Source organism: Vibrio sp. S9_S30 (assembly GCF_014694455.1).
Classification (GTDB): domain Bacteria; phylum Pseudomonadota; class Gammaproteobacteria; order Enterobacterales; family Vibrionaceae; genus Vibrio.
Window position 1 is genome coordinate 362,133 of record NZ_JAAUWT010000001.1, and the last position, 14,314, is coordinate 376,446.

The following is a 14,314-nucleotide window of genomic DNA, read 5'->3' on the forward strand; positions in this document are numbered from 1 at the left end:
TCATGGGAACAGAACAGAACACATCGGAAGCCCCCAAAGCATCGTTTAGCAATCAGAACACGAATTGGCGTGGGTGGGCATCTAGGTATGGCATCGTGCTGGCATTTATCGCTATTTGCTTAATATTATCGATCGCAAGCCCATACTTTTTGACAGCCAATAACTTAATCAATGTCCTCCGCCAGACATCCATTAACGGCATTCTGGCTTTGGGGATGACTTTCGTCATTTTGACGCGCGGCATTGATCTGTCGGTCGGTTCCATGGTGGCATTCACTGCGATGGTGGCCGCGAGCTTTGCGACTGGATCAGGCAATACGGCTATTCTAGCTCCGGTGATCTTTGGAATGGGAGCGGGGCTCGCATTGGGTGTCGCCAATGGTTTTGTGATAGCGCGTTTTGCGGTGCCCCCTTTTGTTATGACGCTCGGCATGCTCAGCATGGCGCGCGGGCTGACACTTATCTACAGCGATGGCATGCCGATCTCCAACTTGAACCCAAGTTACAAGTTCATTGGTCAGGGGTTAGTGATGGGCGTCCCTATGCCGGTCATTCTGTTTTTAGTGGTCTTTGCACTCAGTTGGTTTGTGCTGCGTTACACCACCTATGGGCGTTATGTGTATGCCGTGGGTGGAAACCCCAAAGCAGCAAGAACCTCAGGCATCAATGTTAAATGGATTACGTTTAGTGTTTACGGTATTGCCGGCTTACTTAGCGGGTTAGCTGGATTGATTTTGTCTGCTCGAACTTCTGCGGCGTTGCCGCAGGCCGGTGTCGCGTATGAATTAGATGCGATTGCTGCGGTGGTGATTGGTGGAACCAGTTTAGCGGGTGGCGTGGGCAGTGTTGTAGGGACGCTGTTTGGCGCCTTGATTATTGGGGTATTAAACAATGGTCTCGATCTTCTTGGCGTTTCTTCTTTTTATCAGCAAGTCGTGAAGGGCGCGATCATTGTGTTGGCCGTCATGATGGATCGTTCGCGATTGAAAGAGTAATGCGCGTGACTCCCCCTTAAGGCTCAGCCGCAGAGGGCTTAATGCCAAGTTGGATTTATATTTTGTTCATTTGTTTTTTATTTCTATCAAATGAATGGTTCTTATCGCCTTTTTTCAATGTGTTTGGCGCGTCTGTAGTTTGGATGAGCGGATTGTTGAGCCGGATCTTTCAACGTACATGATGGTCTTATCATGCGGCGTTATTTTTATGAATGGAAAAACAATTGGTTAATGTGGTGTTATTTTTGTGTTTTAAAGTTAATACAAAATACCTGTAATATTGTGATGGTAATCACTAAATGTTCAAATGTGAATAGTAGTATTCAAATGAACAGATTGTGAGCATTGTGGAAGAGAAAGAATGACAAAAAGCAGTTCATTGATCCTAGAAAGAAAAATCAGAAGTCTTTCCGCAGGGTGGCTGTGGCTTACCTTTTTTGCTTTGGCTACCGCCGCGATACTCGATACCACGTTTGTGGTAATGGGGTCGAAAGAGGATACGCGTCAACAAGTTTTTTCCGTAGAAGGCTACGCAGTGGCAACATTCCCAAGCATTCAAAGTCACGTATTCTCGCGAGCCGTCGAGGCGACAGAACTGGCGTCAGCCATTACTCAAAACAAGAAAGAAGCCGCTGAACAATACGGCGTAAAGTCCAAAGGCGGTATCGGATCGGTTGTCCCTGTGTCCTTTAGAGGGGTGGTCGAAAAAGGCAAATCTGGTATTTGGACCGTGAATATTGATGGCATGCCAGCGAACATCCGAGTGCGCGTCCAAACCGGCCCCGCGATCAACGGCACCGATCTGAGGGACGCAACGGGATCGATTGAATTCAATCAATTTAAAAATCAGATCGAATACCAAAATGTGGGGGCGGCACTCAACAATGAAATGAAAAAACAGGTGTTAGCCTCGATAGACAATACAACCCTTGAAGGCAAAGAAGTCTCCGTAGTTGGGGTATTTAAACTGATTAACGCCAAAAACTGGTTAGTGACCCCCGTTCAGTTTGAGGTGCTGCCATGAATACGATGAGTAGCAACAACACGGATGCGATCGTGGCTGATGATACGATCAAGAGTGCTGGTGCGATCAAGAATGCTGATGTGATCATGGAAGCAAGGCAGGTTTCAAAGTCTTTCGGCAATACTCATGCTCTGAAAGCCGTCAACTTTTCCATTTATCGGGGGCAGGTTACCACGCTTTTTGGTGAAAACGGCGCCGGAAAATCGACCTTAATGAATGTGCTTTCGGGCATTTTGCGCCCCACCACGGGCGACATCCTACTGGATAATGAACCGGTTGTATTTCAATCGTCAAATGAAGCGCGTGATCATGGTATTTGCATTATCCATCAGGAACTCAGCTTGGCACCCAATTTAAATGTGCGTGACAACATTTTTATGGGGCGTGAAATACAGGGCTCTTTTGGTGTGGATTACGCGGAGGAAGAGCGTCAGACACGAGCGCTAATGAGTGAGTTGGAAGAGCATATCGATCCTCTCACCCCTGTGGAAGATTTGCGCTTAGGTCAACAGCAATTGATTGAAATTGCCCGTGCACTGTCGGTCAATTCAAGAATCCTCATTATGGATGAACCCACTTCGGCACTCAGCGCAGCCGAGGTAGACGTTTTATTTAAGGTGATCAGGGAATTAACAAGCCGTGGCGTATCCATTGTTTATATATCACACCACCTAGAAGAGGCGCTCCAAATTACGGATCACGCTTTGGTGTTAAGGGATGGCGCGATGACGGCGTATGCCCCGCGTGCAGATATCGATCTTGGTTGGATAGTGAGGCACATGGTTGGCGACAACTACAGTTTGGGCAAGCCGCCGCAAGATAAGAGGGATGGAGAGGTTGTCCTTGATATCAAAAACCTGTCGGTCGATGACCCTTCTGGCTCTGGGTTCAAATCCGTGGATAAACTTTCTCTCTCCCTTCACAAGAATGAAATTGTCTGTCTTTACGGCTTAATGGGCGCTGGGCGAACGGAGCTCATGGAATGCATCGCTGGTCGCCTAAAAGAGTCAGGGGGGGCTGTTGAAATGCAAGGTCACCCGCTGACTGGAATGAGCATTTCCGAAAGAATCCAATCTGGATTGGTGTTAGTGCCAGAAGATCGCCAGCGTGACGGTTTGGTTCAAACCATGGATGTCGGCAGTAATGTATCGCTGGCTAGCATAGGACGTTTTGTTAAGCGTTACGTGCTGTCTAAGGAGAGTGAGGAAGCGTTGATTGCTCGTTCTATCCAAAACGTCACGATAAAAGCCGATGGACCGAAAAGCCAAATCAGTTCGTTGTCTGGAGGCAATCAACAAAAAGTCGTGATAGGCAAAATGTTGGCGACAAAACCGAAAGTCATTCTATTGGATGAGCCAAGTCGAGGCATCGATATTGGTGCGAAAGCGGAAGTGTTTAAGCTGCTCAGTCAACAGGCTGAAAAAGGCTTGTCTGTGATGTATTCCACGTCAGAAGTGGAAGAGTGTTTAAGCATTGCTCATCGGATAGTGGTGCTTCGCCGCGGGAAAATCTCCGCCATTTTTGACTCAACTGCGGTCAAGGAAGACATCATGGCGGCATCGGGTGAATCTCTGATCGCCTAGCCAGAAACCAAATTAAATCACTATGGAGTAAGGGATATGTCCACAGAGATTCAAGCGTCCCGTTTGGAATCCAAATCGCAGCTAAGTAAAGGCAAAGAGCTCGCTCGATTTTTATTAGAAGGCAGAGCATTTTTTGCTTTGATTGCCATTGTGCTCTCTTTTTCTCTTTTGTCTCCTCACTATCTCACCGTTGAAAACATGATGATCATGTCATCCCATGTCGCGATTTTTGGTTTGCTGGCGATAGGCATGCTCCTCGTTATTTTGAATGGCGGCATTGATCTTTCCGTGGGCTCGACGTTGGGGCTGTGCGGCGTGTTTGCCGGATTCTTAATGCAGGGCATTACGGTGGAATGGGGCGGCGTCATTATCTACCCGCCTGTTTGGGTGGTCGTGTTGTTGACATGCGGCTTGGGGGCGTTGGTTGGTGTGATCAATGGAGTGCTTATCGCCTACCTAAAAGTCCCAGCATTCGTTGCGACACTGGGGACGCTTTATGTTGCCCGAGGCATCGCATTGCTAATGACCAATGGGCTGACGTACAACAAGTTAGCGGGCGATCCTTTGCTTGGTAACACGGGGTTTGATTGGCTTGGATTCAATCGCATTGCAGGGGTTCCTATTGGCGTCATTGTGCTTGGCACGGTCGCTACTGTTGTCGCCATCATGCTGATAAAAACCAGTTTTGGTCGATGGTTGTATGCGTCTGGTGGGAATGAGCGCGCGGCTGAATTGTCGGGTGTACCAGTGAAGCGAGTTAAGGTTTGGGTTTATGTGATGTCTGGCGTGTGCGCGGCCATTGCTGGCTTAGTGCTTTCCTCCCAATTGACCTCGGCTGGACCAACGGCTGGCACCACCTATGAGCTGACCGCCATTGCCGCGGTCGTTATCGGCGGAGCGGCGCTTACGGGTGGTCGAGGGAACGTGAACGGTACGCTCTTGGGCGCATTCGTTATTGGTTTTTTGTCGGATGGCCTCGTCATGATAGGCGTTTCCGCGTATTGGCAAACGGTATTTACTGGCACCGTTATTGTGTTTGCTGTGTTACTCAACAGCATTCAATACGGTCGTCGTTAGAGTTCGAGGTATGGCTTCGTTGTAAGTTGCAGCTTCCTTCAAAGCCATGAACAAAACATAAGGGTGTAAAACTTAGGACAAGGAGCAATACCAATGAACAACAAAATGAAAACCATTTGGCTGACTTGGCTGTCAGTCGTTGCCGTCATGTTCAGTGGGGCGGGGTGGGCTAACGGATTAATCTCCATCATCATTAATGATCCATCCAACCCATATTGGTACACGGAAGGGGAGGTCGCAAAAGCCACCGCATTGAAAATGGGGTACGAGGCAAACGTGAGTGCACACAAAGGCGATACCAACACGGAAAGTCAGTTAGTGGATACGGCGATTACCAACAAATCGGTCGCCATTATTCTGGATCCGGCGAATGCAGACGGTTCAATAGGTGCTGTGCGCAAAGCGGTCAATGCCGGCATTCCTATTTTCCTTATTAATGCCGAGATAAACCAAGAAGGGTTAGCGAAAAGCCAGCTTGTGTCGAATAACGCGCAGGGCGCTGCTCTTGGTGCGATGCAGTGGGTCGATAGCGTAGGAGAAAGTGGAAAATACGTTGAGTTGTTTGGTGCACCCTCCGACAACAACGCCGCCACGCGTTCAAACGGTTTCAAAACGGTATTAAGCCAGTATCCCGATCTTGAACTCGCCGCGTCAGATGTGGCGAATTGGGATCGTACGCAAGGCTACAATAAGATGCAATCTATGCTGCAATCGAATCCCGATATCATTGGTGTGATTAGCGGTAACGATGAAATGGCTCTCGGTGCGATCGCCGCCTTGAAAGAGTCTGGCAAGCTCAGCAAAGTGAAAGTGGGCGGTTTTGATGGGTCGCCCGATGCCGTCGATGCTGTTAAAGCGGGTGAACTGGCGTACACCGTGCTTCAACCCGTGGCCGTATTTGCGGCGGAATCCATTCGTCAAGCAGATAACTTTATCCGCACGGGTAAGACAGGTGCGGACACCGAGAAACAACTGTTTGACTGCTTGCTTATTACCGCAGAGAACGCTGACAAATACATCGGACCGTTTGTGTTGGCTGAGTAAGTCGTTCACTTCAAGGTTCCTATTCAGTAAAAGGAGATAGCGATGTGTGGAGAACATGTTCCATCAAAACAACACGCTGATACCCAGACCCCAGTCACAATGACGGCCGTTGTCGCTTATGCGCCAGGCGACTATCGGCTGGAGGAGGTCGAAACCCCAACGGTGGGAGAGGGGGAAATTCTGGCGAAAGTGGAAGCCTGTGGTATATGCGCTGGCGATATCAAATCCTTCAGCGGTGCCCCCAGTTTTTGGGGGGATGATACGCAACCGGCTTACATTAAAGCCCCGATGATTCCTGGCCACGAATTTGTTGCCAGAGTGGTTAAAGTGGGCGAAGGCGTGGAAGAGTTCGCGGTTGGTGATCGCGTAATCTCCGAGCAAATCGTGCCTTGCTGGAATTGTCGGTTCTGCAACCGTGGGCAATACTGGATGTGTCAAAAGCACGATGTTTATGGCTTTCAGAACAACGTTAATGGCGGAATGGCGGAGTACATAAAGTTTCCCAAAGAAGCCATCAACTTCAAAGTACCTGAAGAACTTCCTATCGAGAAAGCGGTTCTCATCGAGCCCTATGCGTGCTCCATGCATGCGGTGCAGAGAGCGAATATTCAGCTTGGTGATACCGTGGTGATTGCTGGAGCAGGCACTCTTGGATTAGGCATGATCGGAGCCGCGAAGAAAGCTGGGGCTGAAACGCTTGTTGTGCTCGACATGAAAGACGAAAGACTCGAACTGGCGAAAAAGTTTGGTGCTGATGTTGTTCTGAACCCATCGAAAGTGGATCCGGAAACGGAAATCAAAGCCATGACGGAAGGGTACGGTTGCGATGTGTATATTGAAGCCACAGGGCACCCGAAATCGGTTGAGCAAGGGTTAGCGGCCATTCGCAACCTAGGTCGGTTTATTGAATTTAGTGTGTTCAAAGACCCTGTAACCGTCGATTGGAGTATTATCAGTGATCGAAAAGAGTTGGATGTTTTGGGCTCTCACCTTGGACCTTATTGCTATCCGTTAGTGATCAAAGGGTTGCAGGATGGCAGTTTGCCCTGTGAAGGGGTGGTGACGCATCTGCTTCCGTTAACAGAGTTTGAAAAGGGGTTCGACTTGGTCACAAGTGGGCAAGATGCACTGAAAGTGGTTCTTGTTCCTTAACGAGGGATCCGCTTTGTAGCGATGAATTCGCTCCGTTAAAAACGACACATTATCCCCTTTGTGACAACGCTGCAATGCCATAAGGCAGCCGTGATAAAGGGGATACACATGGTTCATTTCTTAATGGCGTCATCCAAGCTTAGTACGGTAAGGGCATTCGCATAGCTGGTGGCCAGTGTATCGATGACTCCGGTACGCAAGGCACCTAAAATGCCCGCCGCTTTAGTGGATTCACTGGCAATGGCGATCACATTTGGGATCCGCAATAAATCATCCAACTGCAATCCAATAACCCGCCCTTGCATTTTTGTTGTCGATTCTTGACCATGAATATCGATAAAGTCATACCCCATCATATCGCCAACCGTGCCATTCAACCTGGCTTCTGCAATTTCTTGAGGAGAGAACCACCCCATTCGCACCATGTTGGAATCTTCGCTCATGTCACCAATCCCCACTAAGGCAAAGTCAGCTCTTCGTGCCTTATCCAGCGTTTGTTTAACCGTGCTGTTTTTAAGTAACTCTTCCATTAGCGTCATATTTTGCACAAACGCAGGGGCATAGAGGGATTGGCTTTTGCCACCAAATTTACTCGCCAAACGACGACAAATATGATCAGGATTAATCAATTCACCAGCCTTAAGAGAGCCTCCGATGGCGCAGACAAATGTGCAAGATTGTTTCTTTTCCGCGAACACGCTGTCTGCAACGGCGGCCACGTTGCGCCCCATCCCAACGGCCACAACGCTTTCTTCTTCCAATTGGCTGGTAAAGTAATCAGACACTAGCGCGGCCACTTCTTTTCTCTGTATGTCTGGATTGGCGTAATCTGGGGCAATTAAGGCGCGTTTGATGCCAAACTTTTCAATTAAGTTCTGTTCGACATCATTGAGTTGAGCGGGGTGATGTTTCACGCGAACGTCAACAATGCCTTCGGCATGCGCCCTTTTAAGCAATCGACCCACTTTCATTCTAGAGATGTCAAATTTGCTGGCGATGGCTTCCTGAGTTTCACTTTCGATGTAGTAAAGCGTGGCGATTTCCGTCATCAATTGAAATTCAGAGGTATCGTTCGGCATGGTTTATTCCTTGAGCAATGTCTATAGTCAGAGTCTAGCAAAATCGTATTTCCAAGTAATGTCGCATCTCTGGGTTTGAGCTGAAGTTATCTGGTGTATACGATAATCTGAACGTTTTTCTTTTCAACAGAAGTCGAAGACAAAGATCCCAATGTTATACCTTGAGGTTACGATGGGGTATCGCCATTTAATGAGCGCCCTTGATAGTATTTTTCCAGCGCATCTCTGGTCAGCTCCAATGACACTTTTGCGTCTTTTCCTCGGCGGAACATCAAGGCGAGATAAAGCAAATCGATCAAGTACAACTGGCAGGCACGTCCTTCAAGAAAGTCGCCATACAATGGCACTTGTTTTGGGTTGTGATTGTGCCACGTTAGCAGAGTATGGTCGGCGCTTTGCCCTACTTTAGAATCCTTAGAACTGGTGATGGCAATGGTACTGGCTCCATTGATTTTTGCTTGCGTTAAGGCTTTTGCCACAGTGTCGGTTTCGCCAGTGTGGGAAATGCCGATCATCACCGCATCCGACGGCAGTGTCGAGGCAACAATGGTTTGGGTGTATCCATCGCAATAGCTGGTGGCATCGATGCCAATTTTTAACAGCAAATGCACGGCTTCATCACAAATCTCAGCGGCACCACCCACACCGACGAGCACGACTTTACTGGCTTGATGGATGGCATTAACAGCCTGTTCTAGATCGCCGTAGTCGAGGTTTTTTGGGGTCATCCCCAAACCATTGATCAATGCGTTCATCAGTTTTTGGCTTAACACCACTAGCGAGTCTTTTTCCGATAGCTCACTAGGAATGTTGGGAATGGTATTTTCTTCTGCAATACTATACGCCGATTGCACATCAGCGGCGGATAATATGGTTTCGGTTAAGCGCTGCTTTAACCCAATAGCGAAGAATGCAGAAATCTACAGTGAGTATTATCAGAAGGTGTATTTGCATTTGTATGATTCCGTGAAAGCACTGTCTAAAGTCAATGCTAAGATCACATCCAGCCTTGTTAATTGACCTAAATCGGTTTATCTCATCGTTATTAAACCCACTTTTCACTGAGTTTATGTTGAGTGCTCTCATATTTTATTATCTACACCCACTCATTTCCCTCTTTACGCAAAAATGCGATAAAGCGTTATATTGGCTTTATCGCATAAGAGAAATATAAAAACGTATTTGAATGGATACTTAAAACAGCCAGTCCATTTCATTAAATAAAGATAGCTTTAGGGTTTGTTCCATTTGATTTGAACAGTGGTGTTGCCAGGCCATTTTTTTATATCGGTATTTTGGGAAGCTAGAGTTATTAACTCTTTTGCACCAGCCTCCATCTGTGCTGGGGTCCTTCCATCTCTTCGCAGCATCGTCGCAAACCATAAGTCGACAATCAAACTGTCTTGTCGATATTCCTGATTCCAGTTAATTGCATCATTAGACTTGTACTCTGATTTAGATAGCAGTACCAGTGTGTGGTTTTCAACAGAATTTTTGGCAAGATAAGTATTGAAACCAAATTCGGATGCTAATGTTGACACGTGACTCGCTGCGACTGCACTGATTTCCCCACATTGACCGAATCCAGATTCTTCTGTTTCTGTCGCTAATTGTCGTATCGCATCTGGATGGTGAGGAATATCAGTTAAGTTTAAATTATATTGGCGTGCGATCCGAATTCGTCTTTCTCTATTTTTCCTAGCTAGCTCGTTATCGTACTGATATTGAAGCATGCCGTGTGTGTTAGTATAACTTACATTGGTTACAGAGATTGTATCCATTAATGAATAAATTGGATTAGACGTCGCTTTTGCTTTCTCAATAAAAGAATTGAGGATATTTGTCGCTTCCTGATGCCTTCTCCTCGCGAATGGCTGCGTATTCCCACCACCCCTTAAACGATTCCTCTCTATGCCAAACTCAGTTCCTTCAGGGTTTGCTGCGTATAAATGATAGAAAGGTGCATACCAAAGCACTTTGGAGGACAATTTGGGAATCACTCCAGAAGGGGTAGCTTCCTCAACAGGTAAGTAATACGTCATACCGTTGTGAATAACCTTTACACCTTTTGAAATAATGCCATTAGCAAACTCACCCTGCACAAATCGAACGTCAATGTGCTTAATGGTTGATTCTTTAGCAACGATTGGCAGAATGTCTTTTTCGAATAGCTCTGCATCAAGAGGGGGGATTGAAGGGTTTATTTCGTGAACTGGGGTATAATGATCTGACACAGACTTTGCTGATTCTTTTGACAGGTTGTAAAATGATTCTCCACTTAATTGACCTTCATGAACACGATTTGCCAGCCCGTGCATTTTACTTCTTAAATGTACTGAATGATAAAAAGTGGCACCAAATACAGCGTCCAGGAGTTCCAGATTCGCATTTTCATTTTCTTGCTCGCTTTTTGCACTTAACTTGTCGGCTCCTGCGAAAACACCGTTTACAGCAAGACTAAAAGGCTTACCCGTTTGGATATCGAGTGCTCCTAATCCACTCTGAACAAGTAAATTAGCCCCTTCTTGAGCTTCTCCAAGACCTAGCCGAACCGAGCCTTCAACCGCCAATTCAACTTCAGCAATAGGAACACCAGTGGCTAATTCTATTAACTGAAGCCCACCGTGAAGTAACTCAAATGCGCCTTGTTGTGCATGACCATCAAAAATATCCCAAAAGCCATCGATGACATCTCCTAAAAATGGAACATGAGCCAGAATACTTTTCCAATAGTTACTCTGTACTTCATATTCAGTCAGTACGCCTTCTAGTTGACGGTCTCTTAAGTTCTCCAGATACTTTTTGTATGCTGTCAGCAAATTTGGTATTTCGATCTGTACGCCATCCGGTTGCATTATCCACCGAAAATTCGCGAAAACTGGAACACTCGGACCGATCCCCATGAGTTTTTCAATAGTGGGTAAATCAATCTTTCCTTCAAGCAACATCTGGTTCGTATGTTCGATGAATAACTGCTTATTTGTGTCGAAATGATCAAAAATGATGTTTCTATAGTCTTCTTTTAAGTCAGGGTACGCATTACCGCCCACCGCATATGTGTACAACCGTTTTTTTACATTATCAGATAGTTCGGGTATTAGAAGCACATTCATCCTGCCGTCCGCATAAGGTGGGTCGATGGACGGGATGGATTCAGCAAATAACGTCGTCCAATCCAGATAAGGCAATATGTCTAACTTATAAAGATGCACAAGTGTTGCTTTTCCCAAGGGGGCGTACTCAGAAGCTTCACCTGCGCCTCGGTGGTTGACGCCATAGTTAAACTTCTTGTGAAGCATTGTTTGTTCTTGCTCAGGTGTCGGGGTTTGGTTGCCATAAAATCGACGTGCAACAATGGTCGCTGCATGTTCATCGAGAAGCTTTGGTCTTAACGCTTTATGGAGTGTTTGAAGTTTCTTAAGCTGATTTTTGTGGCGGCTAATATCGTGTACTTGAAGATTGAGCCCCACTTCCTGAGCGGATAAGTTTGGGTTCACAGTCTGATCGGTGAGCCAGAAATGAGAGGGGGAGATTGCAGCCTGACCGCTAATGCTCGTTATCATTGATAGTGCGATACCTATCGGTGCTATCATCCGTCGGTTTTTAACTATACATTCATATAGACTTTTCATTTTAATCCTTTATTTGAATAACATTTGGCGGAAATTCAAAATAATAGGTGTCAATAATAACAAGGTCATGTACTTGTAAAGTTGGGTCTTATATATGTGATTTAATGTTCGGGATTCAAATTTCTGTTACTTCGGTTCAAGGATTCCATTAAACCTTCGATTTAGTGGGGATGCGTTTATTCCCTTGCGTGTAGCTGGCTCTGTTATCGCGAGCCCCAAAATTTGGACATATAAATAGCCCTAAGTCTGCATTTTAAGTGCATAAGGAGATAAACTGATGGAATGAATCCATATTGATCCGTCAGCTTATGTCCCCGCTTTTTGATACCCACTGCCATTTCGACTTTGATGCGTTTTCCAATACTGATGAAGCGTTAGCTACCGCGAAGCAATCGGGGGTGGAGCGCATCCTGATTCCGTCAATTGGATTATCAAATTGGGATAAGGTCAGCCTGCTTGCTTCAAACCACAGTGAACTCTATTTTTCACTAGGGCTTCACCCTTATTTTATCGACCAGCATCTAGACACGCATTTGGAGCAGCTCGATGACAGGCTCAGCCATCGTGGTGATAAATGTGTTGCGGTTGGTGAGTGTGGGTTGGACTTTTATTCTGGCGACGGCTCCAAAATGAAGCAAGAGACGCAAGCAAAGCAAGAGGCGATCTTTCAGGGGCACATTGCATTGGCGAAGCGACACCAGCTTCCGCTGATTCTTCATCAAAGAAAGTCCCATCAATTGATGGTGTCGATGCTCAAACAATCACAATTTGATGGTGGAGGCGTTATCCATGGCTTCAGTGGCAGTTTTCAGCAAGCCAAAGATTGGATTGATTTGGGGTTTGCCATTGGTGTGGGGGGAACGATTACGTATCCAAGAGCACAAAAAACCCGCAATACGATCGCCCAATTACCGCTCGATTCATTGGTATTAGAAACCGATGCTCCAGATATGCCTATATGTGGATATCAAGGGAAGCCAAATCACCCTAAATACCTACCCCAAATCTTAGAGTGTCTTGCGGTGCTCAAAAAAAGATCAAAGCAAACGATTGCGCCACACATGTGGAGTAAAAGCAATTTTGTGTTCGGTATATGTGAATAATTCGTCATATTTCTTGAAACTCACGTAAGCACACGTTTGCTTTGTGTGATTTCAATCACAAATTGTAATGATATAAGAGTGAATAGGACACTAAATTGCGACGATGCCATTACTTTCTTTACGGCGGGATGATTATAATGCCCACGCTTCAATTACGAGCCAATTTGTAACACGCCAATAAATAACTAATAAGGAAGTCATAAACTATGAGCCTGTTTATGAGCCTTGTCGGTATCGTTGTACTGCTAGGAATTGCAGTACTGTTATCCGGCAACCGCAAAGCAATTAATTTCAGAACGGTGGGTGGTGCATTTGCTATCCAATTTGCACTTGGTGCTTTTGTTCTATACTTCCCTTGGGGTCGTGATCTTCTGGCTGCCTTCTCTGCAGGCGTTCAGAATGTGATCGACTATGGTAAAGACGGAACAGGTTTCCTGTTTGGTAGCTTAGTTAACTTCTCTGTTGACGGTATCGGCTTCATCTTTGCTTTCCAAGTTCTACCAACGCTAATCTTCTTCTCTGCACTTATCTCCGTGCTTTACTACGTCGGTATTATGCAGTGGGTCATTAAGATTCTTGGTGGCGCGCTTCAAAAAGCATTGGGCACGTCTCGCGCAGAATCCATGTCGGCAGCCGCGAACATTTTCGTCGGTCAAACCGAAGCGCCTTTAGTGGTTCGTCCTTTCGTTCCTAAGATGACTCAATCTGAGTTGTTCGCCGTAATGTGTGGTGGTCTTGCATCTGTCGCTGGTGGTGTACTAGCCGGTTACGCATCAATGGGTGTGCCTCTTGAGTACCTTGTTGCCGCGTCCTTCATGGCAGCACCGGGTGGTCTTTTGTTCGCTAAAATCATCATGCCTGAAACGGAAAAGACAAAAGATGATCTCGATTCAGATATCGATGGCGGCGATGACAAGCCAGCGAACATAATCGATGCAGCAGCAGGCGGGGCCTCTGTTGGTCTTCAGTTAGCACTGAACGTTGGTGCAATGCTATTGGCATTCATCGGTCTTATCGCTCTAGTGAACGGCGTGCTTGGTGGCGTTGGTGGCTGGTTCGGTATGCCTGAATTGACTCTAGAGCTGGTTCTTGGTTGGATATTTGCCCCTCTTGCATTCGTTATTGGTGTGCCGTGGGAAGAAGCAACACTGGCGGGGTCATTCATCGGTCAGAAGATCGTTGTCAACGAATTCGTTGCTTACTTGAACTTTACACCGTACATCGGTGAAGGTGCCAAATTGGTAGCGGAAACTGGTCTACCAATGTCTGAGAAGACGACAGCAATCATCGCATTTGCATTGTGTGGTTTCGCGAACTTGTCATCTATCGCGATTCTACTTGGTGGTCTAGGTAGCCTTGCGCCTTCACGTCGTCACGACATCGCTCGTATGGGTGTGAAAGCAGTTATTGCAGGTACGCTATCTAACTTAATGGCAGCGACCATCGCTGGCCTATTCTTGTCTTTCTAAGCGTTAAGAGAAAGAGTATATAGACGCCACGAAAACCCACCCCGTAGCAAGAAATTGCTGCGGGGTTTTTTTGTTTTTAGCGGACTGAATTTTTTGAGATACAAACCGTTTGCGTCACATGGAATGCTATAGTTTTGAACAAATAGAGCGTATTGT

At 46.4% G+C, this 14,314-nt stretch carries 12 protein-coding genes; 9 read left to right on the forward strand and 3 right to left on the reverse strand.

What is annotated here, in order from left to right:
• Positions 1 to 2: 2 nt before the first annotated feature.
• From HC752_RS01615 to HC752_RS01640, 6 genes are all read left to right on the forward strand, one after another.
• On the forward strand, positions 3 to 995 hold the full coding sequence (locus tag HC752_RS01615; protein WP_190333333.1) for an ABC transporter permease: 993 nt from the start codon (positions 3 to 5) through the stop codon (positions 993 to 995).
• 361 nt (positions 996 to 1,356) lie between these two features.
• Complete coding sequence (locus HC752_RS01620) at positions 1,357 to 2,019, forward strand: DUF2291 family protein (protein WP_190333334.1); 663 nt, start codon at positions 1,357 to 1,359, stop codon at positions 2,017 to 2,019.
• Positions 2,016 to 3,602 (forward strand): sugar ABC transporter ATP-binding protein, encoded by a 1,587-nt coding sequence (locus tag HC752_RS01625; RefSeq protein WP_202987877.1) that lies wholly within the window; start codon positions 2,016 to 2,018, stop codon positions 3,600 to 3,602. Before HC752_RS01620 ends, HC752_RS01625 begins: the two co-directional genes overlap by 4 nt.
• Before the next feature lie 36 nt (positions 3,603 to 3,638).
• Positions 3,639 to 4,679: an ABC transporter permease gene (locus HC752_RS01630; RefSeq protein WP_190333335.1), complete on the forward strand. Its 1,041-nt coding sequence runs from the start codon at positions 3,639 to 3,641 to the stop codon at positions 4,677 to 4,679.
• A gap of 93 nt (positions 4,680 to 4,772) precedes the next feature.
• Entirely contained in the window at positions 4,773 to 5,723 is a 951-nt protein-coding gene (locus tag HC752_RS01635) for a D-ribose ABC transporter substrate-binding protein (RefSeq protein WP_202987878.1), read from the forward strand.
• A 42-nt stretch (positions 5,724 to 5,765) separates the two neighbouring features.
• Positions 5,766 to 6,875, forward strand: coding sequence for an MDR/zinc-dependent alcohol dehydrogenase-like family protein (locus HC752_RS01640; RefSeq protein ID WP_190333336.1), 1,110 nt, complete (start codon positions 5,766 to 5,768; stop codon positions 6,873 to 6,875).
• A gap of 113 nt (positions 6,876 to 6,988) precedes the next feature.
• On the opposite strand, the gene HC752_RS01645 is transcribed toward HC752_RS01640, so the two are convergent.
• Complete coding sequence (locus HC752_RS01645) at positions 6,989 to 7,954, reverse strand: sugar-binding transcriptional regulator (RefSeq protein ID WP_190333337.1); 966 nt, start codon at positions 7,952 to 7,954, stop codon at positions 6,989 to 6,991.
• Positions 7,955 to 8,121: 167 nt separating this feature from the next.
• Positions 8,122 to 8,808, reverse strand: coding sequence for an SIS domain-containing protein (locus HC752_RS01650; protein ID WP_190333338.1), 687 nt, complete (start codon positions 8,806 to 8,808; stop codon positions 8,122 to 8,124).
• A gap of 16 nt (positions 8,809 to 8,824) precedes the next feature.
• On the opposite strand from HC752_RS01650, the gene HC752_RS01655 reads away from it, so the two are divergent.
• Positions 8,825 to 8,974, forward strand: coding sequence for a hypothetical protein (locus HC752_RS01655; RefSeq protein ID WP_190333339.1), 150 nt, complete (start codon positions 8,825 to 8,827; stop codon positions 8,972 to 8,974).
• Between the two features lie 212 nt (positions 8,975 to 9,186).
• On the opposite strand, the gene HC752_RS01660 is transcribed toward HC752_RS01655, so the two are convergent.
• Positions 9,187 to 11,586 (reverse strand): hypothetical protein, encoded by a 2,400-nt coding sequence (locus HC752_RS01660; protein WP_190333340.1) that lies wholly within the window; start codon positions 11,584 to 11,586, stop codon positions 9,187 to 9,189.
• Between the two features lie 308 nt (positions 11,587 to 11,894).
• On the opposite strand from HC752_RS01660, the gene HC752_RS01665 reads away from it, so the two are divergent.
• On the forward strand, positions 11,895 to 12,689 hold the full coding sequence (locus HC752_RS01665) for a TatD family hydrolase (protein WP_190333437.1): 795 nt from the start codon (positions 11,895 to 11,897) through the stop codon (positions 12,687 to 12,689).
• A gap of 206 nt (positions 12,690 to 12,895) precedes the next feature.
• Positions 12,896 to 14,158: a NupC/NupG family nucleoside CNT transporter gene (locus HC752_RS01670; RefSeq protein ID WP_190333341.1), complete on the forward strand. Its 1,263-nt coding sequence runs from the start codon at positions 12,896 to 12,898 to the stop codon at positions 14,156 to 14,158.
• Positions 14,159 to 14,314: the final 156 nt, after the last annotated feature.

Bases quoted from the DNA above. Each gene is read 5' to 3' on its own strand.
- HC752_RS01630 (WP_190333335.1), top strand. From the start codon at position 3,639: ATGTCCACAGAGATTCAAGCGTCCCGTTTGGAATCCAAATCGCAGCTA.
- HC752_RS01640 (WP_190333336.1), top strand. From the start codon at position 5,766: ATGTGTGGAGAACATGTTCCATCAAAACAACACGCTGATACCCAGACC.
- HC752_RS01615 (WP_190333333.1), top strand. From the start codon at position 3: ATGGGAACAGAACAGAACACATCGGAAGCCCCCAAAGCATCGTTTAGC.
- HC752_RS01620 (WP_190333334.1), top strand. From the start codon at position 1,357: ATGACAAAAAGCAGTTCATTGATCCTAGAAAGAAAAATCAGAAGTCTT.
- HC752_RS01635 (WP_202987878.1), top strand. From the start codon at position 4,773: ATGAACAACAAAATGAAAACCATTTGGCTGACTTGGCTGTCAGTCGTT.
- HC752_RS01655 (WP_190333339.1), top strand. From the start codon at position 8,825: ATGGTTTCGGTTAAGCGCTGCTTTAACCCAATAGCGAAGAATGCAGAA.
- HC752_RS01665 (WP_190333437.1), top strand. From the start codon at position 11,895: ATGTCCCCGCTTTTTGATACCCACTGCCATTTCGACTTTGATGCGTTT.
- HC752_RS01625 (WP_202987877.1), top strand. From the start codon at position 2,016: ATGAATACGATGAGTAGCAACAACACGGATGCGATCGTGGCTGATGAT.
- HC752_RS01645 (WP_190333337.1), bottom strand. From the start codon at position 7,954: ATGCCGAACGATACCTCTGAATTTCAATTGATGACGGAAATCGCCACG.
- HC752_RS01660 (WP_190333340.1), bottom strand. From the start codon at position 11,586: ATGAAAAGTCTATATGAATGTATAGTTAAAAACCGACGGATGATAGCA.
- HC752_RS01670 (WP_190333341.1), top strand. From the start codon at position 12,896: ATGAGCCTGTTTATGAGCCTTGTCGGTATCGTTGTACTGCTAGGAATT.